The organism is Vreelandella neptunia, assembly GCF_022489065.1.
GTDB classification, from domain to species: Bacteria; Pseudomonadota; Gammaproteobacteria; order Pseudomonadales; family Halomonadaceae; genus Vreelandella; species Vreelandella neptunia_A.
Genome location: NZ_JAKVTW010000001.1, coordinates 360,635 through 386,118 on the forward strand (window position 1 = coordinate 360,635; position 25,484 = coordinate 386,118).

Annotated in this window: 15 protein-coding genes; 8 read left to right on the forward strand and 7 right to left on the reverse strand. The window is 56.7% G+C overall.

All coding sequences use genetic code 11. The annotated features are described in order from the left end of the window. The first annotated feature begins 44 nt into the window (after nucleotides 1-44). The 8 genes from cysQ (at nucleotide 45) to MLE19_RS01670 (ending at nucleotide 11,059) form a co-directional block, all read left to right on the forward strand. Complete coding sequence (cysQ, locus tag MLE19_RS01635) at nucleotides 45-818, forward strand: 3'(2'),5'-bisphosphate nucleotidase CysQ (protein WP_240716808.1); 774 nt, start codon at nucleotides 45-47, stop codon at nucleotides 816-818. A gap of 101 nt (nucleotides 819-919) precedes the next feature. Further along, nucleotides 920-2,773, forward strand: coding sequence for a glutamine--fructose-6-phosphate transaminase (isomerizing) (glmS, locus tag MLE19_RS01640; protein ID WP_240716335.1), 1,854 nt, complete (start codon nucleotides 920-922; stop codon nucleotides 2,771-2,773). Between the two features lie 379 nt (nucleotides 2,774-3,152). Beyond that, on the forward strand, nucleotides 3,153-4,187 hold the full coding sequence (locus MLE19_RS01645) for an IS110 family transposase (protein WP_240716336.1): 1,035 nt from the start codon (nucleotides 3,153-3,155) through the stop codon (nucleotides 4,185-4,187). Nucleotides 4,188-4,735: 548 nt separating this feature from the next. Continuing rightward, nucleotides 4,736-6,073, forward strand: a complete 1,338-nt coding sequence (gene glmM, locus MLE19_RS01650; protein ID WP_240716337.1) for a phosphoglucosamine mutase — start codon at nucleotides 4,736-4,738, stop codon at nucleotides 6,071-6,073. A 37-nt stretch (nucleotides 6,074-6,110) separates the two neighbouring features. Continuing rightward, nucleotides 6,111-7,706: a phosphoglucomutase (alpha-D-glucose-1,6-bisphosphate-dependent) gene (gene pgm / locus MLE19_RS01655; RefSeq protein WP_240716338.1), complete on the forward strand. Its 1,596-nt coding sequence runs from the start codon at nucleotides 6,111-6,113 to the stop codon at nucleotides 7,704-7,706. A gap of 251 nt (nucleotides 7,707-7,957) precedes the next feature. Beyond that, complete coding sequence (gene pgi, locus MLE19_RS01660; protein ID WP_240716339.1) at nucleotides 7,958-9,628, forward strand: glucose-6-phosphate isomerase; 1,671 nt, start codon at nucleotides 7,958-7,960, stop codon at nucleotides 9,626-9,628. Between the two features lie 26 nt (nucleotides 9,629-9,654). Further along, a complete protein-coding gene (locus MLE19_RS01665; protein WP_240716340.1) occupies nucleotides 9,655-10,515 on the forward strand; it encodes a UTP--glucose-1-phosphate uridylyltransferase in 861 nt (286 codons plus the stop codon). Between the two features lie 130 nt (nucleotides 10,516-10,645). Then, nucleotides 10,646-11,059, forward strand: a complete 414-nt coding sequence (locus tag MLE19_RS01670) for a hypothetical protein (protein ID WP_240716341.1) — start codon at nucleotides 10,646-10,648, stop codon at nucleotides 11,057-11,059. A gap of 848 nt (nucleotides 11,060-11,907) precedes the next feature. Here MLE19_RS01670 and MLE19_RS01675 read toward each other — a convergent pair. The 7 genes from MLE19_RS01675 to MLE19_RS01705 are packed head-to-tail and all read right to left on the reverse strand — an operon-like array spanning nucleotide 11,908 to nucleotide 25,483. Then, entirely contained in the window at nucleotides 11,908-12,417 is a 510-nt protein-coding gene (locus MLE19_RS01675) for an REP-associated tyrosine transposase (RefSeq protein WP_240716342.1), read from the reverse strand. 27 nt (nucleotides 12,418-12,444) lie between these two features. Next, nucleotides 12,445-12,963 (reverse strand): transcription/translation regulatory transformer protein RfaH, encoded by a 519-nt coding sequence (gene rfaH / locus MLE19_RS01680; RefSeq protein WP_240716343.1) that lies wholly within the window; start codon nucleotides 12,961-12,963, stop codon nucleotides 12,445-12,447. 54 nt (nucleotides 12,964-13,017) lie between these two features. Further along, on the reverse strand, nucleotides 13,018-14,343 hold the full coding sequence (locus tag MLE19_RS01685; protein ID WP_240716344.1) for an aminotransferase class I/II-fold pyridoxal phosphate-dependent enzyme: 1,326 nt from the start codon (nucleotides 14,341-14,343) through the stop codon (nucleotides 13,018-13,020). After that, entirely contained in the window at nucleotides 14,340-21,809 is a 7,470-nt protein-coding gene (locus MLE19_RS01690; RefSeq protein WP_240716345.1) for a type I polyketide synthase, read from the reverse strand. The genes MLE19_RS01685 and MLE19_RS01690 overlap by 4 nt, the downstream gene beginning before the upstream one ends. Then, a complete protein-coding gene (locus MLE19_RS01695; RefSeq protein ID WP_240716346.1) occupies nucleotides 21,806-23,455 on the reverse strand; it encodes an LTA synthase family protein in 1,650 nt (549 codons plus the stop codon). Before MLE19_RS01695 ends, MLE19_RS01690 begins: the two co-directional genes overlap by 4 nt. After that, nucleotides 23,448-24,245, reverse strand: coding sequence for an SDR family NAD(P)-dependent oxidoreductase (locus MLE19_RS01700; protein ID WP_240716347.1), 798 nt, complete (start codon nucleotides 24,243-24,245; stop codon nucleotides 23,448-23,450). Before MLE19_RS01700 ends, MLE19_RS01695 begins: the two co-directional genes overlap by 8 nt. Further along, complete coding sequence (locus MLE19_RS01705; RefSeq protein ID WP_240716348.1) at nucleotides 24,242-25,483, reverse strand: capsule biosynthesis protein; 1,242 nt, start codon at nucleotides 25,481-25,483, stop codon at nucleotides 24,242-24,244. Before MLE19_RS01705 ends, MLE19_RS01700 begins: the two co-directional genes overlap by 4 nt. Between the last annotated feature and the right edge of the window lies 1 nt (nucleotide 25,484).

Below are 25,484 nucleotides of genomic sequence, written 5' to 3' on the forward strand. Positions count from 1 at the left end.
GGCAGCTTTTTTATGCAAGGAATAAACCTATGTCTGCTAACCCTATGTCTGTTATTGATCAAGCACTGCTGGATGCCGTTGAAGGTATCGCTCGTGAAGCGGGCGATGCGATTATGAGTGTTTACGCCCGTGAGTTCAGCGTGGAAGAGAAAGAAGATAAAAGCCCGCTGACCGAGGCTGACAAAGCGGCACACAACGTTATAGTGCGCGGTTTGCAGGCGCTGTCGGTGCAGATTCCGATTCTCTCTGAAGAAGATATTGAGGGCTTTTCCGGTGCAGATGCCGAGGGCCGCTACTGGTTAGTCGACCCGCTTGATGGCACCAAAGAGTTTATCAAGCGTAACGGCGAGTTCACCGTCAATATTGCTTTGATTGAAAACGGTAAGCCGGTGCTGGGCGTAGTGACCGCGCCTGCGCTGGATGTTGGCTATGTGGCTGCCCAGGGGCTGGGGGCATTCAAGATTGAAGCCAATGGTGAGCGCAAGGCCATTACTGTGGCGGGCAAGCCGAAGCCGGGTACCTCGTGGCGCGTAGTGGGCAGCCGTTCACACCCGAGCCCAGATTTAGCCGCGTGGCTTGAGCAGTTGGGTGAGCACACCATGCTGCCGATGGGCAGCTCGCTGAAACTGTGCATCATCGCTGAAGGGTTTGCTGATGCCTATCCGCGCTTGGGTCCTACCTGCTTATGGGACACCGGCGCTGCTCATGCCGTAGTGCTTGAAGCGGGTGGCCGGGTAGAAACGCTGGAAGGCGCTGCACTTAGCTATGCCAATCCCAGCGAAAAGCTCAACCCCTACTTTTTGGTATGGGGCCATTAAGGCGTTACGGCCAAACTAACATGGGTGCTTATCTCGCTTTGGTCGTTACAATAAGATACATTAGCCGTTAATATTAACGATTAACTGCCGGTGAAAATACTATGTGTGGGATAGTCGGCGCGGTGAGCGCAAAGGATAGCACTCCCTTTTTACTTGAAGGGCTCGCAACACTAGAGTACCGCGGCTACGATTCCGCAGGGTTAGCGCTATTATCAAGTGGGGGTGTAACTGGCTTGCAGCGTGCGCGTTCCAAGGGGCGTGTTGCCGAGTTGGCTGCGAAGGTGGCGCAAGAAGGTTTAACCGGTAGCGTGGGTATCGCTCATACCCGTTGGGCTACTCACGGTGTTCCTGCCGAGCGCAACGCCCATCCGCATATTTCGGGTGGTTTAGCGGTCGTCCATAACGGCATTATTGAGAACTACGAAGCGCTGCGCGAAAAGCTGCAGGGTTTGGGGTATGTGTTCACCTCGGATACCGACACCGAGACGATCGCCCATCTTGTTCAAGCCTGCTTTAAAGGCCAGATTGGCGAACCGGCGGAAAATCTGTTTTCTGCGGTGCAGTGTGCTGTTAAACACTTGAAAGGTGCTTTCGCGTTGGCAGTAATTAGCGAGGAAGAGCCAGAGTGCGTGGTAGTGGCTCGCGAAGGCTCGCCGTTAATGCTGGGTATTGCGGATGATGGGCACTACGCCGCCTCAGATGCTTCCGCATTGCTCTCGGTTACCAAGCGGATGATGTACCTGGAAAACGGGGATGTGGCCCGTTTAAGCCGTGATGCCGTGGCGGTGATGGATAAGATCGGGCAGCCTGTTACGCGTGAAGTGGTCATTTCTAGCCTGAATGCAAACGCAGTGGAGCTAGGTGATTACAGTCACTATATGCAGAAAGAGATCTTTGAGCAGCCCCAGGCGTTAAGTAATACGCTGGAAATGATTAGTGGGGCGGGGCAACTGCTGCCGGGTATTTTTGGCGCCGAAGCTGCCGATATCTTTAATCAGGTGGATTCCGTACTGATTATTGCCTGCGGCACCTCCAGCTATGCGGGCATGACGGCGAAGTACTGGATTGAGCAGGTAGCGGGTATTGCCTGTAACGTCGAAATTGCCAGTGAGTATCGCTACCGCCAAAGCGTGCCTAACCCTAAGCAGTTGGTGGTGGTGATTTCTCAATCCGGCGAAACCGCCGACACCCTTGCCGCGCTACATCATGCGAAAGCACAGGGCCACGCGTTCACGCTGGCGATCTGCAACGTTCCAGAGTCGGCCATTATACGTGAAACCGCGCTGCGCTTTATTACCCGCGCCGGGCCGGAAATTGGCGTGGCTTCTACCAAGGCATTTACCACTCAGCTTAGTGCACTATTTCTGCTGACCCTGTTGCTGGCGAAAGCTAAACAGCGGCTAAGTGAAGCAAATGAAAAAGCCTACCTTGATGAGCTCCGCCACTTGCCCATTGCGGTTGATAAGGTGTTGGCGTTAGAGCCCAGCATTAAAGCGTGGGCGATGCATTTTGCTAATAAACATCATGCTCTGTTTTTAGGTCGTGGGCGGCATTACCCCATTGCCCTTGAAGGGGCGCTGAAGCTTAAAGAGATCTCTTACATTCATGCGGAAGCTTATCCCGCGGGTGAGTTAAAGCACGGCCCTTTGGCACTGGTCGATTCAGAAATGCCTGTGGTGGTAGTGGCGCCTAACGATGAGATGTTGGAGAAACTTAAAGCCAACATGCAGGAAGTCAGCGCCCGTGGTGGCCAGCTGTATGTATTTGCTGACGGCGGTAGCTCGGTGAAGTCATCCGAAGGTGTGCATGTTTTGCAGATGCCTGAGCATTACGGTCTTCTTTCGCCTGTGTTGCATGTGGTGGCGCTGCAGTTGCTTTCCTATCATGTGGCATTGGTGAAGGGTACGGATGTGGATAAGCCGCGCAATCTTGCTAAGAGTGTGACGGTAGAGTAGTGCCAGTGGGCGCCATTGTGGCACCGCTCGCGGGTGCCTCATTCGCTCGTGCCTCGCGAGATTCGTTACCACGCGCTACGGGTATGTGCATGCAGATTAAGTTGAGTGCCCATGAGTGTCGTTTCGTTGCCTCTCGCGGGTGCCTCATTCGCTCGTGCCTCGCGAGATTCGTTACCACGCGCTACGGGTATGTGTATGCCGTTTAAGGTGAGCGCCTATGAGCGTCGTTTCGTTGCCTCTCGCGGGTGCCTCATTCGCTCGTGCCTCGCGAGATTCGTTACCCAATGGGATGGACTCCTCCTCACCCTACTCCGGCGTCAGTGCGCCATACTGGTAGGTGGTTGGAAAACTATCAGCTTGAGAGTCAGGAGAAGCCCATATGAACATTAGTCGAGTTGGTGTGGATATCGCAAAGTCTGTCTTTCACGTGCATGGCGTTGACCGGCATGAGAAGCCTCAATGGCGGGGTAAATATTCCCGGGCCAAGTGGTTGGAGGCTGTCTGTCGGCGTGTTCCTCAAGGTGCCATCATTGGCATGGAAGCCTGTGCTTCCGCTCATTATTGGGCACGGGAACTTAAAGCACGGGGTTACCAGGTAAAGCTGATAGCGGCCCAGTTCGTGAAGCCTTACGTTAAAACGAATAAAAATGATCGGGCAGATGCCGAAGCCATTTGCGAGGCATTAGGCCGTCCCACGATGCGCTTTGTCGCCGTTAAAACCGTTGATCAACAGGACTGCCAAGCCACTCACCGGATACGCGAAGAGCTGATTCATCAACGCACGGCGAAGGCCAATCAAATCCGTGGCCTCGTCGGTGAGTATGGCTTTATTACCCCCGCGGGTATCCAGCAGTTACGGCGGGCGCTACCTCTCTGGCTGGAGGATGCCACCAACGGGCTCAGTGACCGCTTTCGCCGCTTGTTGGCCGATTTAGCAGATGACCTACGCTATTTAGATGAGCGCGTTGAGCAGCTCACCACTACCATTGAAACGCATGCCAACACCGACCCGGTCGCCAAGCGCTTAATGACCCTGCGCGGCATTGGCCCCATTACCGCCAGTGCGTTATCGGGCGTGCTGGGTGATGGCGCTATCTATAAGCGTGGACGCGACTTTGCCGCCTCACTAGGGCTGACCCCGCGTCAACACAGCACGGGCGGACGAGAGCGCCTGTTGGGGATTAGTAAGCGTGGCAACAGCTATCTACGAAAGCTGCTGGTCCATGGCGCACGAGCGGTGCTGCGTTTTGCCGTCAGGCAAGACGACGGGCTTAGTCAGTGGATCAAGCATCTTGCCGTGCGCAAACATCGTAACGTGGCGATTGTGGCGCTAGCCAACAAAACAGCGCGCATGGCGTGGGCCGTCACGCGTTACGAGGTGCCGTATAACCCTGCGTTGGCCGCCGCGGCGTAAGCAGGCGACGTGGTCAGCAACATTTAACCAGTGTTCCCACCACCCCGATTGCAACACCACAAGAGAGATGGCGAACAGGTCGAACCGACGCCGGGCCATACCGTGTAGCGCGTAGAGCATAAAAGCTCGTTTACCCTGCGGGTACCCGGCGTGCGAATAGCCCATTAAGGTCCGATGCCCACACGTTAGGCATCTTTGACGAGACCGGATATACGCTAGCAGTCGACATTGCCGCCATGACCTTTTGTGCTTGCAAGCGAGGAGGAGTCCATATACGTGCTACGGGTATGTGCATACCGTTTAAGTTGAGTGACTATGAGCGTCGTTTCGATGCCTCTCGCGGGTGCCTCATTCGCTCGTGCCTCGCGAGATTCGTTACCACGCGCTAGGGGTACGTGCATGCAGATTAAGTTGAGTGCTTATGAGCGTCGTTTCGATGCCGCTCGCGGGTGCCTATTAATTCTCGCAAACTCGCATTCATCGTTACTACGCGATAGTGATCACTTCATTTTATGTATTCACCCTTCACTTTTTAGGTTGCTTTAGTTATGCGTAAATATTTTGGCACGGATGGTGTGCGTGGTCGTGTTGGTGTATTCCCGATGACCGCTGATTTTGCCATGAAGCTCGGCTGGGCAGCGGGTCAGGTATTGGGCGCTGAAGGGGTTAAAGAAGTACTGATTGGTAAAGATACCCGCGCCAGTGGCTATATGCTGGAGTCTGCATTAGAAGCGGGGTTTTCATCGGCGGGTGTCAACGTTGCCCTGGTCGGGCCATTACCAACGCCAGGCGTGGCCTACTTAACCTCTACCTTTCGTGCGGATGCAGGCGTTGTGATCAGCGCTTCGCATAACCCGTTTGATGATAATGGGATTAAGATTTTCGCCCAGGGTGGTCATAAGCTAACCGACGTTCAGGAGCAGGAAATTGAGCGCTGGTTAGAGGTGGCTATGGATGGCGGGATGACGTGTGTGAGTTCCGACAAGCTAGGTAAGGCACGCCGTATTGATGATGCCGCTGGCCGCTATACCGAATACTGCAAGGCTAACCTGCCGGGGCATTTGAGCCTTAACGGGCTGAAAATTGTCGTCGACTCCGCTAATGGCGCGGCTTATAAGGTGGCGCCTGCGGTGTATCGTGAGTTGGGTGCCACCGTTATTAGCATCCACGACGCGCCGAATGGGGTGAATATCAATGAGCAGTGTAGCGCTACCTCTATGCAGAGCGTGAGGGCGGCGGTGGTTGAACACCAAGCTGACTTGGGTATTGCGTTAGATGGCGATGCGGATCGCCTGATGATGGTTGATCACACTGGCTGTGTGGTCGATGGTGATGAGCTTCTTTACCTGTTGGCAAAAGATGCCAAAGCAGCAGGCTATACGGGTGGAGTGGTAGGCACCCAGATGAGTAATTTAGGCTTGGAGCAGGCGTTAGCAAAGCTGGAGGTTCCCTTTCTGCGTGCGAAGGTGGGCGACCGTTACGTCATGGAACAGCTGCACGTTAATGGATGGCGGTTGGGCGGCGAAGGGTCTGGTCATCTTCTCAGCTTGGACCACGCCTCTACGGGCGATGCCATTATTGCTTCACTGCGTGTTTTAACCTGTTTGCTGCAGCAGGGCACTACGCTGTTTCAAGCCAAGCAGGGCATGGAAAAATTACCTCAAACACTGATCAACGTTCGCTATGTTGCCCAGGAAGGTGTCAATCCACTGGAAACTGCTAACGTTAAAGCGGCGGTCGCTCAAGTCGATGCGGAATTGGGTAATAACGGCCGTGTACTGCTGCGCAAATCGGGCACCGAGCCGTTGATTCGTGTCATGGTGGAAGCCGTTAATGCAAGCCAGGCACAAGCGTGTGCTAGGCAAATAGCGGATGCGCTTGCTTAAGAATAATTGTCGACTGTACTGTGCAAGGGAGAAGGAAATGGATGTCATCACGAAAGCATTTTTTGAGGAAAGACCGGATGCCGCCAATGCGGCTGAGCGCGTAGCGTTCGGCACTTCTGGTCACCGCGGCAGCTCGATCAAGCGTACTTTTAACCAAGCGCATATTTATGCCATAACCCAGGCTGTGATTGATTACCGGCTCCAAGCGGGCTATCAGGGCCCGCTGTTTTTGGCCTTTGATACTCATGCGCTTTCCCGGCCTGCTTGGGAGTGTGCGCTACAAGTGTTAGCTGCCAATAATGTGCCCGTGTTTGTTGAGAAAGGGCACGGCTATACCGCGACACCTCTGGTCAGTCATGCGATTTTGCAGCACAACCGTCATCACGATGAGGGGATGCCAGGCGCAGGATTGGCGGACGGGTTGATTATTACCCCTTCTCATAATCCTCCAGAAGATGGCGGTATTAAATACAACCCGTATCACGGCGGCCCGGCAGATACCGATGCCACCGGTTGGATTGAATTGCGCGCTAACGCATATCTGTTGCGCAAGTTAGAAGATGTACCCACCGTGCCGGTTGAAGAAGCCATTGCTCATGCCCAGCAGTATGACTTCACGGCCCATTATGTGGCTCAACTGGCAAGCGTGGTTGATATGGGCACTATTCAACAAGCCAATCTGGCGCTGGGCGTTGACCCCATGGGGGGCACTGCCTTGCCGGTATGGCAAGCCATTGTTGCCCACTATAAATTGAATCTTGATGTGGTTAATACGTCGATAGACCCACAGTTTGCTTTTATGCCGCCAGATCACGACGGCAAAATCCGTATGGATTGCTCAAGCTCGGCAGCGATGGCCAATCTGCTCAAGATCAAGAACCGGTTCGATATTGCGTTCGGCAACGACCCAGATGCCGATCGCCATGGCATTGTTGATGCTAATGGCTTGATGAACCCGAACCACTTCTTGGCCGTTTGTATCGATTATCTAATTACTCATCGGCCGGAGTGGTCAGCCAGCTTAAAAATCGGTAAGACACTGGTCTCCTCTTCGATGATTGACCGCGTGGTTGCGTCTCATGGCCGTGAGCTTTATGAGGTGCCCGTAGGCTTTAAGTGGTTCGTAGAAGGCCTTCACGAGGGCTGGTTGGCCTTCGGCGGGGAAGAGAGCGCTGGCGCTAGTTTGCTGACCCGTGAGGGCAAGGCGTGGTCCACCGATAAAGACGGCATTGTGCTGTGCTTACTGGCGGCAGAGATCATGTCGGTCACCGGTAAAGCCCCTAGCGAGTACTATCGTACGCTCACGGAGCGATTTGGCGAGCCTTTCTACAAGCGCGTTGATACCCCTTGCTCGGCTGAACAAAAAGCAGCGTTTAAAAACCTAACCGCCGAAAGCGTGACGGAGCAAACCCTGGCGGGCGACGCTATCACGGCGGTGTTGGTTAACGCGCCGGGCAATGGTGCTGCTATTGGGGGCATTAAAGTGACCACCGAAAACGGTTGGTTTGCTGCTCGTCCGAGCGGTACGGAGTCGCTCTATAAAATCTATGCGGAGAGTTTCAAAGGCGAACAGCACTTGGATGAGCTGATCGAGAATGCGACCGCATTGCTAGCGGGTGTGTTGAAAGGGTAGTCACCACCTGCTTAGGAGTGTGTCGTAGGTTGATTTTGGGTGGTTTTTGCATCGCGCGGCTGTGCCAATATTGTGCAGTGTGTACAAATTTGGCGCAGCTAAGCCTAGCTCACAGGAATAATTTGTACGTACGTTTTAATGTCATCATACTGTAAGCTATGTAGTTAAATGTAAAGGAAGCCTGGCTGGCCTGGAGTTTGCTAGTAAAGGGATAACGGTTAGTACCCAGCCATCATCAAGGAAGAGATGTCATGAACGCCTCATTAACTGCTGTTAGTCATCGCCTTTATACCCCTGTTAACGCACTACATGCCCACGCAGAGCATTTACAATCGCAGTCGTTAAGCGACCTAATCGGCGCCAGTTCGCCCTCCGCTCGTGAGCGGGCGAGCGCTTTGGCGTTTACCCTGGGGTCGCTGCATCTGGATCTGAGCAAGCAGCGCATCACCCAGGAAACGCTTTCATTATTAGTCGATTGGGCGCAAAGCTGCGGGTTGGAAGCGAAACGCCAGGCGTTGTTCGCGGGCAAAAAAATGAATACTTCCGAGCGGCGTTCTGCTTTGCATATGGCGGCGCGTTGGCCTGCGGGGATTGCCCCTCCTAACGGCATGGAGTCAGCGGTCGATTTTTGCCAGCACCAGCGGTTACGTCTTACCGAGATGGTCGAGCGCTTACATCGAGGCGATTGGTTTGGTGCCACGGGGCAATCAATCACCGATGTGGTGCATATTGGCGTTGGCGGTTCAGATTTAGGGCCAAAAATGATCAGTGAGGCGCTGGCAGATCGCCCAAGCCATACTCACGTTGATGTCCATTATGTTTCAAGTATGGATGGCGCTCAGTTGTTGCCGCTAATGGAGCGGTTGAATCCTGCCACTACGCTCTTGGTGCTGGCTTCTAAATCGTTTACCACAGCGGACACCCAATTCAATATTCGTACTGCGTTGACGTGGTTGAGTGAGTCACTTGAAGTTGATATGCCGACGGTATGCCGATATCAACTGATAGGGGTGTCTTCAAAGCCTGACAATATGACCGAATTTGGTATTCCTGACGCTCATCAACTGGTCTTCAAAGATTGGATTGGTGGGCGTTTTTCGTTGTGGTCGCCGATTGGCGTCAGCGTAGCGATGCAGCTCGGAATGGAGAGCTTTAATGCGTTGCTTGAAGGCGCGCACGCGATGGACCGCCATTTCCTGGAAACGCCACTGATTGAAAACTTACCTGTTTTGGTCGCATTAGTCGGCGCTTGGAACTGCCAGTTTTTGAATATTTCTACCCATGCGGTGCTGCCTTATGATGGCCGCTTAAAAAGCTTGCCTGCTTACTTGCAGCAATTAGAAATGGAATCGAACGGTAAAAGCGTGAGCCTCGATGGTCGCTCAGTGGCCCATGCTACTTGTCCCATCATTTGGGGAGATGTTGGGCCAAATGCCCAGCACGCGTTTTATCAACTGCTGCATCAGGGTGGGCATACGGTGAGTGCAGATTTTGTTGCGGTGGCCAGTCGTGAAGTGGATGCCCCCCAAGCAGTGAAGGATTCGCTGGCCGCTCAGGAGCAGTTGACGCTCGCCAACTGTTTAGCCCAGGCACAGCTTTTCGCGCTAGGGGATGATGCGATCCCCGCCGGGTTGCGCGGCCACATGGCCCAGGGTTATCGCGGTAATCAGCCCAATTCACTTTTATTATTGAAGCAGCTAGACGCTTGGAGCCTGGGGGCGCTTATTGCGTTATACGAACATAAGGTGTTTGTACAATCAGTATTGTGGAACCTTAATCCGTTTGATCAGCCGGGCGTGGAGCTGGGCAAAAAATTGGCGACGACGCTTTTCAACACCATGACAGGTAACTCTAGCGAGCAAGATTTGGTGAGTGATCCGAGTACCGAACAGCTGCTGCACAAAATTGGTGAGTGGCGTTAGTAATATAAATATTAAGGAATCAAGTGATGAAGCAACTGCGTAAAGCGATTATTCCAGTAGCAGGTTTTGGCACACGTTTGTTGCCTATCAGTAAATCAATCCCTAAAGAAATGGTGCCCGTGGTTGACCGGCCACTGATTCAGCATGTGGTGGAAGAGGCGTTGGCAGCGGGCATCAATGAAATTATTTTAGTCACACGCTCAGGTAAGTCCTCCATTGAAGATCACTTCGATGCGCATGCGGAACTGGAAGACTCCCTGGCAAATAAGGGGAAAGATGACCTGCTAAAGACCTTGGCTGCCATTGCACCGCCACACCTGAAAATTACCAGCGTACGGCAACCTAATGCCAAGGGGCTGGGGCACGCCGTATTTTGCGCTCTCCATTTGCTGGAAAAGGACGAGCCTTTCGCCGTGATCCTGCCAGATGTGCTGGTCAAGCCTCAGGCGAGAAGCCAGGTTTGCGACCTTGGTGATATGGTGAAGCGCTGGGATGCAAGCAGTGCCGCGCAAATTATGGTCGAGGCTGTGCCAGAGGAAGAAGTATACCGCTACGGCATCGTCGATTGTGGGGGCAGTGAGCCCCGTGCAGGTGAAAGCGCCACTATGCGCGGCGTGGTAGAAAAGCCCAAGCCCAGCGACGCACCTTCACGCCTTTCGGTAATCGGGCGTTATGTACTGCCTTACCGCATCATGGAGCTATTAAGCGACCAACCCCCAGGTGCCGGTAATGAAATTCAACTGACCGATGCGATTGATCGGTTAATGAAAGAAGGGAACGAGGTACAAGCTTTCCGCATGAACGGCCGTACCTTCGATTGCGGCCACATAGAAGGTTGGTTAAAAGCCAACAACATCCTCGCCCGCGAAGCAGGATATGACGTTTAGGCAGATACACACCGCGTGAGCTCATGAGCAACGGTATGTGCAATTGCCTAAGCTTGTTTGGTTTTTGTAGCGCGTGGTAAGCGAAGCGCACCCGCGGAAGCAGCGCGCAGCGGTGCCGGGGTTGGCTGATGTGAGCATATTTGGTTCCGTGCCACTGGGCGTCGTTCCGCCGCCTCCCGCGGGTGCCTCGGATGTTCGTTCCTCACATACCTCGTTACCACGCGCTACGGTGCATTTGCCTGATTTTGGGTGGTTTTTATCGCTGATACGGTTTGTGCGATCACTCGATCTCAGTGGTTTTGTAGCGCGTGGTAAGCCTCCGGCGCACCCGCGAAAGCAGCGCGCAGCGGTGCCGGGGTTGGCTGATGTGGGCATATTTGGTTCCGCGCCATTGGGCGTCGTTCCGCCGCCACTCGCGGGTGCCTCGGATGTTCGTTCCTCACAACCTCGTTACCACGCGCTACGGGTGCATTTGCCTGATTTTGGGTGGTTTTTAATCGCGGGCTACGGTATGTGCGATTACTCGGTCTCAGTAGTTTTGTAGCGCGTGGTAAGCCTACGGCGCACCCGCGAAAGCAGCGCGAAGCGGTGCCGGGGTTGGTTCCGCGCCATTGGGCGTCGTTCCGCCGCCTCCCGCGGGTGCCTCGGATGTTCGTTCCTCACATACCTCGTTACCACGCGCTACGGGTGCAATTGACTGATTTTGGGTGGTTTTGTATCGCGGTAATGGTGTGTGCGATCACTCGATTTCGGTGGTTTTGTAGCGCGTGGTAAGCCTCCGGCGCACCCGCGAAAGCAGCGCGCAGCGGTGCCGGGGTTGGTTCCGTGCCACTGGGCGTCGTTCCGCCGCCTCCCGCGGGTGCCTCGGATGTTCGTTCCTCACAACCTCGTTACCACGCGCTACGGGTGCATTAGCCTGATTTTTTGGGGTTTTATATCGTGGGCTACGGTATGCGCGATTACTCGATTTCGATGGTTTTGTAGCGCGTGGTAAGCCTCCGGCGCACCCGCGAAAGCAGCGCGAAGCGGTGCCGGGGTTAGCTGATGTGGGCATAGTTGGTTCCGTGCCACTGGGCGTCGTTCCGCCGCCACTCGCGGGTGCCTCGGATGTTCGTTCCTCACAACCTTGTTACCACGCGCTACGGGTGCAATTACCTGATTTTGGGTGGTTTTATATCGCGGGCTACGCTATGCGCGATCACTCGATTTCGGTGGTTTTGTAGCGCGTGGTAAGCCCCCGGCGCACCCGCGAAAGCAGCGCGAAGCGGTGCCGGGGTTAGCTGATGTGGGCATAGTTGGTTCCGCGCCATTGGGCGTCGTTCCGCCGCCTCCCGCGGGTGCCTCGGATGTTCGTTCCTCACATGCCTCGTTACCACGCGCTACGAGTGCAGATCATTCCCAATTCATCTCGGCTACGTTGGGGGCTTGTTGGGTGCCCCAGTCGCTTTCGTACCAGCCTTTTTGCACGCATTGATGGAAGCTTGACCATTTCCAGTCTTGGGGTGATTTGGTCCAGCCGTGTTTGACGGGGTTGTAGTGGATGTAATCCATATGGCGCTGCCAGTCGTTTTCATCACGAATGACGTGTTCCCAGAAGCCGCGTTGCCAAGCGTTTTGAGTGCCGGGTGGAAACAGAAATTCCTTTGACGCGTACTTTTTGATGTCTCTCCAGCGGGAGGAGTAATCGGCATCGCCTTCTGGCAGCGTCCAGAGGCAATGGATGTGATCGGGGAGTAGAACGAAGGCGTCCATGACGAAGGGGCGTTCTTCTCGAACACGACGAAAGGCACGGCCAAGGGCTTCGATATTCAAGCGATCCGCAAGGAGAGGTTGTCGTGCGTAGGTGACAACCGTGAAAAAGTAGCTACCGCCGGGAACATACGCGCGTCGATAGGTGGCCAACTTTGCCTCCACTTAGCAGGAGTATCGCTACAGCTTGCTTAACGTTTCCATCGGTACTTCCAAATGCTGTGGCCGGTTGAGCACGTTGAGTAATACGATGGCGCGCTCTTCGCCTTTGCATCGGGTGAAGATAGCCTCAAGGTCTTTAAAGGGGCCGTCTGTGATGGTGACTTTCTCACCGGCGCTGAAGTAAGTATGGATATTGTCTTGGTGGTGCGGCTGGGCGCGCAGGGCATCGATCAAAGCGTCAGGGGTTGCGACTGGCCTATTACCGAAGGTGAGCAGCTTTAGTACACCGCGCGTTGAGCGAATAGGCCGCCAATTACTCACCACTTGATCCAAACGAATGAACAGATAGTAGGGGAACAGCGGCTCGTTAACGGTTACCAGTTTGCCTTGCCGTTTGCGCTTGATGTTCAAGACAGGATGAAATACCTCATATCCCTGATTAGTGAGGTGCTCCGCAGCGCGGAATGATTCCCCACCTTTGCATTGAATAACGTACCAAGAGGGGATCGCACCCTCTGAGTCGCTGAAAGAATCCATCCGATCATCCTTGGGCCTGACGTATGATTAGCTTTGTTTACCGTACGCTATAGATTACGGTAGCAACCTTGCTAATGCATGTAACGTTTGGTCAATGTGTGTTTTGGTGTGTTCACACGAGAGGAAGAAGCGCAGTCTCGCGCTTTTTTCGGGTACTGCGGGGTAAAGGATTGGCTGTACGTTGATCTGTTGCTCTAATAGCGCATTGGAGAGCCGTGCTGCCGATGCAGAGCTACCCACAATGACCGGAACCACGGCAGCCCCGATGCTTTTGCCGGTATCCAAACCCTGGGCGGTGGCCTGTTCCAGGAAGTAGCGCGAAATGGCGTGCAGGCGCTGAACCCGCTCGGGCTCTTGCTGCATGAGTTGCAGTGCGGCCAGCGAAGGGGCGGCCACTTGCGCGGGCATGCCTACGCTGTAGAGAAAACCGGGGGCCAAGTAGCGCAGCGTTTCCACCAGTGGCTTGCTGCCTGCGATATAGCCGCCGCAGCCTGCCATTGCCTTGCTCATGGTGCCCATCCAGATATCCACATCGCGCGGGTCGATATCGAAATGCTCGCGCAGCCCCAGGCCGGTTTCGCCCATGACGCCGAACGAGTGCGCTTCATCGACCATCAGCCAGGACTGAAAACGCTGCTTGAGTTCGATAAAGCGCGGCAGCTCGGGGATGTCGCCATCCATGCTGTAGAGCCCTTCGATCACCACCAGCACACGCTCGAACTGATGGCGGTGACGAGCTAACAGGGCTTCCAATGCGTCTGGGTCGTTATGACTAAACGACATGCGCTTGGCGCCGGAGAGCTGCGCACCGACGAGCGAGCTGTTGTGGATATACTCGTCGTGGAGCACTAAGTCTTTAGGGCCAAGCAGATAACCCAGAGTGGAGACATTGGTCGCGTGACCACTCACGAATACCACCGCGTCTTCGACATCGTAGGCGGTGGCCAGGGCCTGTTCCAGCTCCTGGTGGATAGGCCGTTCGCCTGAGACCACGCGACTGGCGGAGACTGACGTACCGTAACGGGCCACGGCATCGCAAGCGGCCTGATTTATACGCGGGTCGCCTGAGAAGCCGAGGTAGTTGTAGCTGGCAAAGTTGATGCAGGTCTGCCCATCAATCACGCTGGTTGCGCCAGCGGTGCCTTCATGCACCTTGAAGAACGGATCGACCAAACCAAGCTGATCGGCGGCTTGGCGCATCATGGCAATTTGCTGATAGCCGGGCTGGGCATCAAAGCGCGTGAAGCGCTCAGGCACCGTTCGCTGTTCAGCCCCTTGCCCAGTGGATGACGCCGCGGTGGCGCTGGCAGCACGCGGTGCGGTGCGTTTGCGTGCTTGTTCCAGAAGCTGCTGTTTCAGTTCAGAGCGCTTGGCGGTCATGGTGTCTCGGTCGCGGGTGATGATGAAGCAGAGGAAGATTCAGTGGTGAATCCTTCTGAGCCGTGTTGTGCGGCCAGCGAGGCTATCGCATCTTGCGGGGCTTCTTCAACATCGTCGTGCTGATGCATTTTTTGAATCAGCACGCCCGCCAGTTTGTCGAGGGTCGATGCTTCGCTGAGCACCATTACTGACACTTGTACGCCCAAGCGGTTCTCGATAGCGGTCATTAACTCAACGCCCATTAGGGAATCAAACCCCATGTCGTAGACCGAACGGTGGATATCGAGCTTCTCTTCATCAATCAGCAGAATGCTCGCCAGTTCGGCGCGCAGCAAGTCAGTGACCGTGCTGTGCAGCTCCTCGGGTGAGAGGTCGGCCAGCAGGGCGCTGATATCGTCATCGGCATCTGCGCTGCCGTCGTCGTCGCTAGCGCGGGCAATTTCGTTAAAGCGTGGCGCTTCAGCGGTGGGCAGGAAGCGAGCAAGCGCGCCCCACTCCAACTCCAGCACGCCCAGGCTTGGCCCAGGGGTCAGCAGCATTTGTTCCAGCACATTTAGCGCGTCATCCGAGCGCAGTGCCGAACCGCCCAGACGCTCTTGCAGCGCATCCCGGGTGCGGGTGTTGCGCGCCAGGAAGCCGACATCTTCAATCGCGCCCCAGCGTACGCAGGTGGCGGGTAAGCCAGCGGCGCGGCGGTTAGCGGCGAACGCTTCCAGCCAGTGGTTGGCAGCCACGTAGTTAGCCTGACCGGGGTTACCGAACAGCGTGGTGGCCGACGAGTAGAGCACGAAGAAGTCCAGCTCGGTTTCTCGGGTGAGCGCATCGAGATGGCGGGCACCGTCAATTTTGGGCGCCAACACTTTCTGAATGCGTTCGGCATTGAGGTTACGGATCAGGCCGTCGTCGATCACCGTGGCGGCATGAACGATGCCGCGCAGCGGCGCCAGTTCACCTTTGGCGCGCTCAAGCAGACTCGCTAGCGCAGCGCGGTCAGTAATATCGCAGGCGGCGGCGATTACCGTAACGCCTTGCTGTTCAAACGCAGCCATGGCCGCTTGGGCTTCTTCGCTGGCGGGGCCGCTGCGGCTAAGCAGAATCAGCTGCCGTGCGCCTTTCTCGACCAGCCACTGAGCGGTTCTTAACCCGAAACCACCCAGGCCACCGGTCACCAAGTAGCTGGCATCCGCTGATAGCTGCATCGCTTCCGTGCCCAATACGTCGTTCTGAGGCGGCGCGATGGGCTGTTCATAAGTCACCACGACCTTGCCGATTTGGCGCGCTTGCTGCATATAGCGGAAGGCGTCGATAACCTGAGTGTGGCTGAACGAGGTAAACGGCAGCGGGCTCAAGGTGCCGTCGTTAAACAGCGCCATCATTTCGCCAAACAGGCGTTGGGTCAGCGCGGGCTGCACTTTCATTAGCTGGTCGGAGTCGATACCGAAGTAGCTGAGGTTATTACGGAACGGGCGCAGGCCAATATGGGTGTTCTCATAGAAGTCGCGTTTGCCCAGTTCAAGGAAGCGGCCAAACGGGCGCAGGGCGCGCAGGTTCTGGTTGATCGCTTCCCCGGCCAGCGAGTTCAGCACTACATCCACGCCTTCGCCTTGGGTGTCTTCGAGGATCTCTTCGGCGAAGGTCAGCGAGCGCGAGTCATACAGCCGCTCGATGCCCATCAGGCGCAGGAAGTCGCGCTTCTCTTCGGAGCCGACCGTGGCGTAAATTTCTGCCCCAAGCCATTGGGCAATTTGCAGCGCGGCGATACCCACACCGCCTGCGGCGCCGTGAATCAGGATCTTTTCGCCGGGCTCTACCCGCGCTAGGTGTTTAAGCGCGTAGTAGACCGTAAAGAACGTTGTGGGGATTGTGGCCGCCGCGGCAAAGCTAATACCTTCAGGCAGCGGGGCGACGGCGTGCTGGCTGGCGATGACTTTATCGCTGAAGCTGGCAGGGCCGAAGCCGACGACCGACTGGCCAGGCGTCACGTGGGTGACGTTGCTGCCCACGCTTTCAACTACGCCTGAAAATTCGAGCCCCAGGGTTGGCCCGGCAAAGCCGTTCTCTATCGCTTCATCGGAGAGCAGGCCGAGGGTGTACATCACATCGCGGAAGTTAAGCCCGGTGGCCTTAACGCGGATTGCCACTTCGTCAGCGCTGGCTTGCGGCAGTGGGCGCGGGCGCCACGTTAGCTGGCGCAGTTGCCCTGGCATGGCAAAGCCAAGCGTCATCGCTTGTTGCGGCTGTTTGGGCTGCTCTTTGGCCTGCTCTTCGTTCTGTTTAAGGCTCGCCGTGGCCGGGCTAGGGGCTGGCACCGTGCGTAGCCGAGTCGCAAAGCGGTAGCCCTGATTATCAATCAGCGCTTCGTTTTCGCTGTCCGGTTGGGTCAGTAGGGTGGCCCAAGCGTTTAATGCCTGTTCGCTAACCTGTGCCGGTACATCCAGCAGGTAAACGTTATGCCCGACAGCTTCGTTGGCCAGTGAGCGGCCAAAGCCCCATAGCGCGGCATCGCCGGGGGCCTCGCCTGATGCATTGCTATGCTCGGAGGTAGAAGCTGCCTGCCAGAGCGCGCTAAGGCCGTGTGTGACTAGCCATAGGGACGCACTAAGCGACTGCTGCTCTAGCGCCAGTGTCCACAGCATGGCGTGGTCGCAGCGAGCGGTTTGCGCTTCAGTGCTGTTAGCACCCAGGCCACGCAAATCAATGACGTTAAGCGTTTGCTCAGTGTGCTTGGCTAGCGTTGGCTGGGCCAGGGCGTGGGCCAGTAACTCTGCGGGCGCGCTCTGGCTAACGCTGAGCAGCGCGGAGCCGCCTTGAGATTGCAGTGCCTCGACGAGCTGGGCCGCCAGCGCTTCACTGTCGTGATCCGCGACCACCAGGTGACGCCGTTGGGTCGTGCTGGACTCACCCTCAACCGCTGATAACGGATAGTGGGCGTGGAGCAGGTAGGCGCCGCTGTCACTCTCTTCCAGCGCCATTGGGTCGGAAACCATAAAGCCTTGATCGTTCAGCCAGCCGATCAGCGTCTCTTGCTCCAGCGCGGTTTGATCGATACCGGGCGTGGCCAGCAGATCATCAAGCCAGCGGCTCGGGGCGATACCGATCAGCATGACCTGGGCACCTGGCGCTAGCTGCGCTGGCAGCGCTTCGATCAATTGGCGCGTAACGGATGGCTGGGTAATATCCACACTGATGAACGCCACTTGCGCTTTTTCAACACTACTTGGCGCGGCTAGTGGCGAGGATTCGTTTGGGTCTAGGTGCAGCAAATCGATAAGCGGGAAGCGTTCTTGCAGCTGCTCCGCCTGATGACGCGTGCTACCGAGGGTGGTGATCACGCGGTAATGGGTAAGGTCGTGGTACAGCGCTTGGGCGCTGCGTTCCAGTAAGCGTTCGCCTAACGCAGGTGCGCTGGGGCCCGCTTCAAGGAATTGCAAGCGCTGCCCACCGGGGAGCTCTGTTATCAGCGAATCTATCAACTCGCCTAGCTCGCCTGCCAACGCCTGCCAGCCACTTTCGCCCACCAGCACTCGGTTCAAGCGCGCTAGATTTTCCTGGCTAATGCCCAGCGTTTCAAGATCGCTGGCGCCGCTGCGCAGTGCCTGTTGGTGAAGCCCTAAACGGCCCACCAGGTGAATAGGCGCAAAGTAGTCGGGGTAGTCCTGTACCAGCAGTTGCCAGATAACGTCTGGTGCATGCTGTGCAGCGTCGTCTGTATCTTCCTCTGTATCTACACCGATATCGGTATCCGCTTTCGGGCGCTGCTGAGCAAACGCTTCACTAAGGCTATCGAGCAGCGGGGCGACTTCGTTGCCGTAACGCTGACCGGTACTGGCGGCGTAAACGCTCGCGATATCGGCCAGGCGTGCCAGTGCATCCGCAGGCAAGGCCAGCGGCGCTGCCTGGAGCGGCGCCGGGGTCAGCTCAACGTCTAAATAGCTGAAGTGCTGATGATGCGCGCGGTTGAGGCGAATCGCTTTGAAGCGGGTTTTGCTCAATACGGCGACAGCATTACCGGCGGCGTCATATAGCTCGAAATCGGCGGTGAAGGAGTGCGGTGCACGCTTGCCCATCACGGCGCGGGCGATGACTGGCGCGCCAGCCTGGGTATTGACTTGAATACGCTCCACGCGCACTGGCACAAAGGCCAGTTGCGCGGCGAACTCACTATGCTGCGCCAGCAGCGGGATAAACATCTGGAAGGCGCTATCCAGAATGCCGGGGTGCACGTGCAGGGTGGCTAGCTGTGCTTTTACTTCATCCGACAGGGCGATTTCACCAATCACCGCATCGCCTTCGATCCAGCCTTTGGCGATGGCCTGGAAGGCGGGGCCGTAGTGCAGGCCAATCCGTTCGGCCATTTCCAGGTGGTCTTCCAGCGTGTAGTCCGGCGCGCGGGTGGGAAGCGCAGGGGCCTTGCGGTTAAGCAGGAAGCCACGGCTTTCCCGCATGGTGCGGGCAACGGCATTCAACTGCCATTCACTGCTGGTGGCGGGCTCGCGGGAGTGGATCTCCAGGCGGCCATCTTCCGGCAGGTAGGTCAACCGCATAGCACGGCCATGGGGGCCGTCCAGCAGCAGGGGGGCACGAATTTCCAGCTCTTCGATATCCAGCAGCGGGCTATCTTTTAGCTGCAGCGCCGCGGCCAGCGTCAGTTCCACAAAACCGGCACCGGGGAAGACGGCGCCTTCACCCACCACGTGGTCGGCCAGCCAGGGCTGGCGCTGGGTATCAAGCTGACTTTCCCAGGTGTGTTCGTGCTGCGCCAGCGGGTAACCCAGCAGCGGGTGCTGGTAGTAGCGCGAAAGCAGCCCTTGGCTGTCGTTGGTGGCGTGTACCCAGTGATGGCCACGCTGCCAGGCATAGCGCGGCAGCGGCACTCGTTGACCCACCACCGGCAATTGGCGGCTGGCCAGATCAAGGCCACTGAGCAGTAGTTGGCTTAAGCAGCGTTGTAAGCCTTCAAGGCCCGATTTATGGCGTTCAATGGTGCCGAAGACCAGGCCGGGGCGCTCCAGCTGGCGCAATGTCTCATTGAGATAACGGCGCAGAATGGGGTGGGCACCAATTTCAATAAAGACGTTATGGCCCTGCACCATCAGCGCGCTTGCGGCCGCATCGAACAGTACCGGCTCGCGAATGTTTTTCCACCAGTAGGTGGCGTCCAACTCAAGCCCGTCGCTAAGCTCGCCAGTCACGGTGGAGTAGTAGGGGATCTGCGTCGCGCGTGGGGTGATATCCGCCAGCGCGTTAATCACGCCCGCTTCAATAGTGTCCATCGCGGGGCTGTGGAAGGCATAATCCAGCGGCAGGCGCTTGGCAAAAATGTCTTGCTCGCTTAAAGCAGCTTCCAATGCCCCCAGTTGCTGGCTATCGCCCGCCAGGGTGATGCCTTTCGGGCTGTTGATGCCGGCCAGGCACACCTGGCTAAATTCGGGCTTTTCGAGCCAATCGGCGATGTCGTCAGCGCTCATGGCCACGGCGGTCATTTCGCCTTGGCCACGGGTTTTGCCCTGGTAGTCGCTGCGGTAGTAAATCACTTTCACCGCATCTTCCAGGCTCAGCGCGCCGCTGGCCCAGGCAGCGGCCACTTCACCCACGCTATGGCCAAAGACCGCCGTTGGGGCAATGCCTTGATCACGCAGCCACTCGGTGAGCGCCACTTGCAGGGCAAACAGCGCTGGCTGGGCGATCTCGGTCAGTGCGAAGCGGTTTTCATCCTCTTGCTTGTTCCGGCCTTCCAGCTCGGCGCGCAGTGAGAAGTCTCCGTGCTGCTGAAAGAGTTCATCAACGCGGTCAATCGCTGCGGCGAAAACAGGCGAATCGCTGAGCAGGTCACGGCCCATAGTTTCCCACTGGCAGCCGTTGCCATCATAAACAAACACCGGCCCTGCCGCGTTGGGCAGGCGCTCCAGTGTGGTAACGCTTTTGGTTTCTCCTGCCGCAAAGTCACTGAGCAGCGTGGCGGCTTCGTCAGCCGTTTGGGCAAACAGCAGCGCGCCATGGCTATGCCGTTCACGGTGGTGGAATAGCGTATAAGCAATGTCGTATAGGCTGATACCGCCACTTTCGTGTAAGCCGTTCTCACGCAAATAGTGGGCGAGTGTTTCAGCGCTTTGGCTGAGCGCTTCGTTGCTGCGGGCACTAAGCCGAATCGGTAGCGTTGACCCAGGCGCCTGTGGCTCGGGTTTGCTCCGCTCCGGCGGGCTTTCCAGAATCACGTGGGCGTTGGCCCCGCCAAAACCGAAAGAGTTAATGCCGATGATCAGGCGGCCCTCCTTTTTCAGCGGCTGGCCTTTGGTAACGACGGATAAATTCAATTCATCAAACTTGATGCGCGGATTAAGCTTGCGAATGCCAATGGTGGCGGGCACTTCACGGTGTTGAATGCTGTACAGCGCCTTGGCGAGCCCGGCCGCGCCGGAAGCGGTTTCCAGGTGGCCCAGGTTGCTTTTCACCGAGCCAATCAGCAGCGGTGTTTTACGGTGCTGGCCGAGTGCTTCGCCAATCGCGCGGGTCTCAATCGGGTCGCCCACGGCGGTGCCGGTGCCGTGCGCTTCCAGGTAGTCGATCTCATCCGGCGAGATACCCGCCTGCTTATAAGCGCGCTTCATCAGGTCAATCTGCGCGTTGGGGTTAGGCACGGTCAGGCCAGATTTGTGGCCATCGGTGTTTACAGCCGAGCCTGCTACCACGGCAATGATATTGTCGCCGTCGGCAATCGCCTGGTCGTAATCTTTAAGCAGGAAAATGCCTGCCCCTTCCGAGCGCACGTAGCCGTTACCCGCTTCGTCAAATACCTGGCAACGGCCAGTGGGCGAGAGCATGCTGGCTTTGGAGAAGATAATAAAGCCGTAGGGGTGCAGGTGCAGGCTGATGCCGCCCGCCAGCGCTATATTGGTTTCACCACTGCGAATCGATTGGCAGGCCTGGTGAAAGGCCACCATGGAGGACGAACAGGCGGTATCCAGCGACATGCTGGGGCCGTGTAGGTCAAACACGTAAGACAATCGATTCGAGGCGATGCTGGAGGTGTTGCCGGTAGCGGTAGAGGCATCAATGGCCGACATGTCGTCTGCGATGCGGTACGAGTAGTCGAGACTGGCGACACCTAAAAACACCCCGCACTGGCTGCCGCGCAGCGAGCTTGGCAGAATGCTGGCGTTTTCCATGGCTTCCCAGGCGAGCTCTAGGAGCATGCGCTGTTGAGGGTCCATGTTGGCGGCTTCACGGGGCGAAATACCAAAAAACTCAGCGTCAAATCCGCTGATGTCACCCAGGCTACCGGCGGCAAAGGTCACGCTGGTGCCAGGATGGCGTTTATCCGGGTGCAAAAAGGCGTCGTGGCTCCAGCGATCAGCGGCCACTTCGGTAACTAAATCTTTTTCGGCTTGCAGGTCCTGCCAGAACGTTTCAGGGGTGGTGCCGGGGAAACGATGGGCGGCGCCGATGATGGCAACGCGTTTAGTCATTCTTGCTCCTGAGGTTCTGGTTCTGCCTTGATCACATCGCTATTCATATCGTGTCCAAACACCTGTTTGAACAGCTGGACACCCAGTTCGTTAGCGGCTAGCTCAAATGGCTCACTGTCTTTTACCAACTGCTCCGTTGACCATATCATGTAGGGGGTGCGGCTATCAGGGGGCGTAAAGTGAGTGTACGCCTCCGGTAGAATTGGCACATGATCCCCATACCAGCCTAGCAGCCCCGGTCGCTTTGCATTATTTAGCGAATTTTTAACGCTCGCCAACATCTTGTCGGATTCACTTAAATGGTGCAAATAGACCGCGAGGTCACGCAGGTGACCGGGCAGTGGCCAGGGCGCGTTGGGCAGCGTGTTAGCTAGCGTCGCTTGACTGGGTGCTTCCAAATGTAGCGGGCCGTGATTTTCCATGGTGATGACAAAGATAAATAGCGGCCTATTATCGTCATCTTCAAGCAGGCGTCCAATTTTTCGTGCAACGGCTTGGTCACCAATGTATTGGCCGCTCTTGTCGCTGCTCTCGAAAGCATTGATATCTATAAAGTGGTCAAAGCCTAATTGCGGTATCACCTTGTGACGAAAATAGAAGCTCGCCAGGTATGGATGTACGCAAATGGTGCGATAGCCTGCCGCTTTTAGCGCACTCGCCAAACTGGGCCGTGGATGACGTGAAAGGGTGCGATACGGATTGAATTGTCGTGCACCCCACTGGCTGGGGGCAATGCCGGTTAACACCGCGCACTCGGTACGCACGGTATTGGCACCCCAGGCGGGCACGTTTAAGGCGCCATGCAGGGTAGCGTTTGTGCGGGTGGTGTCGTAGTGGTGAAGTAGATTGGCATCGACTTCTTGGCACCAGGGGCGCGGGTCGAAAAACGATTCGCTCTGCACCAGTACAATGTTTGGCAGTGCTGGGTTTGGCAGTGACTGGTTTGGCAGTGCTGGGTTTGGCAGTGTTTGGTGGGGCAGGGGTTGCGCGTCTTGATATGCTTTGGCCACCTCTGTTAGCTGATAAAAAGGCGACTGTTCTGGCGTTGGGATAGGTGAGCGCATTAGCGCCATACCGTAGGCCCATAGGCTGGCAAACAGCCCTAGACACTGCAGGTCTTGAGTGGGCTGCAAGGTAATGGCGGGTTGCTTGGGAATGCTGAAAGAGAGCAGTAGTACGCCGATGGCGATGATCTCAAACGCGCTGATTAAAAAGCGGCTAGCACCCTCGCTAGTGACTAACGAAGTTTCCCAATAGAAGAACGCCCCAATGGCAACGGCCGCCGCACTGCTGGCGGCAATCGCTAGGCCAATGCCGAAAAAGGGCACGTATAAGCGCGGATGCAGAATGGCATCCCAGAAGTATTCAAAGTCGTGGCAAATAAACGGTTCGTTCAGCGTGTTCGACTTGGTATTGCTCGACTGCACGACAACGAGCTGAAGCGAGAGAAATACCATGACCGCGAACCAGGGGCGCTGAAGTAGCAACACCAATAGACCAAACAGCAGCACCCAAGAGCCCGCATGCACGCCATTAGCCGCCAAACCGCGCTGCCAGAAGGGCCGCGGCCGTGGGCTAAGCAGGGCTTCAACGCCACCGCTTAGCAACAGGCCGATGAGCAGTGGCCACATCAGCGCGCTAATCATGGGGCGTGCCTTCTGAGTGATTAAAGCCCAGGCGCTTGATCAACCATTGTGAAACACCGGCAGGCAGCACCGCTAACCACCAGGTGCCAAAATTAAGTGGAAAGGGGAAGCTGATGCGTGCGCGGTTGGCCGTTATGCCCCGTTTTATGACGTTAGCGGCGCGCTCGGGGGGCCACTCCCAGGGTTTGGGGCCGGGCATCGCTTCGCACATCGGTGACGTCACATAGCCGGGCATCACCACCGTGACACCAATGCCATGGGGGGCGAGCAGCCCGCGCAACCCTTCACCGTAGGCTTTAATGCCAGCTTTGCTGGCGCTGTAGCTGGGTGTTGTAGGCAAGCCGTGCCACCCGGCAAGCGAGCTGATCAACACCAGTTGACCGCTGCCGCGCGCCTGCATGGCGGGCACCATGTGTTGCACCATGGCGATGGGTGTTTTCAGATTGATATCCAGCAGCGCCTGCACCTCGTCCCAGGGCTCTAGAATTTCAGGCCCTTGGGGGTGGGTATTTTTGCCCGCATTGGCGATGACGATATCCGGTACTTGCTGGGCGCAGAGTTCGGCTAGCCAGTTTTGCAGGGCGTGGTCATCGGTTAGCGTGATGGTCGAGAGCGTGACCTGGGCGCCTTGCTCGCGGCAAATCGCTGCCAGTGCTTCCAGCGTTGCTAACTGGCGGCCGTGCAGCACGAGATGGGTGCTGGGTTCTGCGTAGGCGCGAGCTAGCGCCCCACCAATCGCCCCCGTGGCGCCGGTGATTAGTACACAGCGAGAGCGTTGGGGTTGGCTCACAACAACTTCTCCAGCGGTGACGGGCAGGCCTCGAGTATGCGGGCGGCGTTGTCCACGGCCAAATCGATACTTGGCTGGCAGTAGTAGCCACCATTGACCTGAACGGCGTGCATGACGGTTTTTTGGAAGTAGCCAAATAGTTCGCTGTTAGGCGGCTGTGGCTGCTGCCAAAAATCCGCCAAATCACCTTGGTAGGTTAGCCCATCCAGGTTGTAGATCGGGTCACTGAGGGCAAAGGTCGGGCAGTGCTTTTCCAGCGATACGATGCCCACGGTGCTGTTAACGGTCACATTGCCTCTGGCATGTTTGAGCAGAGCGTTGAGGTCGCCTGACTCCAGGTAGACGATGCGCCCTTGCAGACCGTAGCGTTCTTCAAGCTGCTGGATCATCTTGGGGTAGTTGACCAAGCCCATATCCAGCGGGTGGTTCTTGATACATAGCTGCGTATCGCTGGGCGCGTGAGTAGCAAACGAGGCCATCACTTCGTCCATTACCTCTTGCATATTGGCATAGGGGGAGTGATCGCGAATTTGCGCATCGCTATTTAACTGCAGCGGCAGCATAAAATAAGGGCAGCCGCTTTCGATAAGAGCTTTGATGCGCTCGGCATCGCGTTTTTTCCAAACGGCTCTTAACTGAGCAAAGCGCTTGAGATAGCCCGCGTACTCAACAGGGGCAGTGATCGGCGCGTGGTTGCGGTAGTGCGGCGCGACAAGCGGGTTGGCAAGCCCTGCCAAGTGATAGCCAACATCGTGCATGGCGCGAATTTTAAAAGAGGAGCGAAAACGCACCGGCGCGGGTGGCTCAGGCAGCGCTTTGCCGGTTTCATAAAACCAGCTGGGGTTGCGGGGCAGCAGCGAGTGGCCGTTAACGCCTTCGCGCTCCAGAGTGATCCAGAACGGGCGAAAGTAGCCCTCTTCAAATACATGGGTACGCACGCCTGCAGCGGCGGCATTGTCGACCGCGGGGCGATGAATAGGGCGGCGGTCGCCGAACACGATTTGATCGGTAATTGCGTACTTCTGCCAAAGGTGTTGGATATAGCCGGGCAGCTCGGTTAGTGGGTCACGAAACAGGTGGCTTTCGCCGTGAGTGCGCTGCCAGTAAGCGATGTCGCCTGCGTTGAAGTTGACCTTGACGACACGGTGCCCATCGTTCACCAAACGCTTGGCTAAGCGCGGGTAAAACGGTGAGCAAACGCCCTGCAAAAATAAGAATGCACGCTTCTGTTGCTTCAAC

Bases quoted from the DNA above. Each gene is read 5' to 3' on its own strand.
- MLE19_RS01695 (WP_240716346.1), bottom strand. From the start codon at position 23,455: ATGATTAGCGCGCTGATGTGGCCACTGCTCATCGGCCTGTTGCTAAGC.
- pgm (WP_240716338.1), top strand. From the start codon at position 6,111: ATGGATGTCATCACGAAAGCATTTTTTGAGGAAAGACCGGATGCCGCC.
- MLE19_RS01645 (WP_240716336.1), top strand. From the start codon at position 3,153: ATGAACATTAGTCGAGTTGGTGTGGATATCGCAAAGTCTGTCTTTCAC.
- MLE19_RS01685 (WP_240716344.1), bottom strand. From the start codon at position 14,343: ATGACCGCCAAGCGCTCTGAACTGAAACAGCAGCTTCTGGAACAAGCA.
- glmS (WP_240716335.1), top strand. From the start codon at position 920: ATGTGTGGGATAGTCGGCGCGGTGAGCGCAAAGGATAGCACTCCCTTT.
- glmM (WP_240716337.1), top strand. From the start codon at position 4,736: ATGCGTAAATATTTTGGCACGGATGGTGTGCGTGGTCGTGTTGGTGTA.
- MLE19_RS01690 (WP_240716345.1), bottom strand. From the start codon at position 21,809: ATGACTAAACGCGTTGCCATCATCGGCGCCGCCCATCGTTTCCCCGGC.
- cysQ (WP_240716808.1), top strand. From the start codon at position 45: ATGTCTGTTATTGATCAAGCACTGCTGGATGCCGTTGAAGGTATCGCT.
- pgi (WP_240716339.1), top strand. From the start codon at position 7,958: ATGAACGCCTCATTAACTGCTGTTAGTCATCGCCTTTATACCCCTGTT.
- MLE19_RS01665 (WP_240716340.1), top strand. From the start codon at position 9,655: ATGAAGCAACTGCGTAAAGCGATTATTCCAGTAGCAGGTTTTGGCACA.
- rfaH (WP_240716343.1), bottom strand. From the start codon at position 12,963: ATGGATTCTTTCAGCGACTCAGAGGGTGCGATCCCCTCTTGGTACGTT.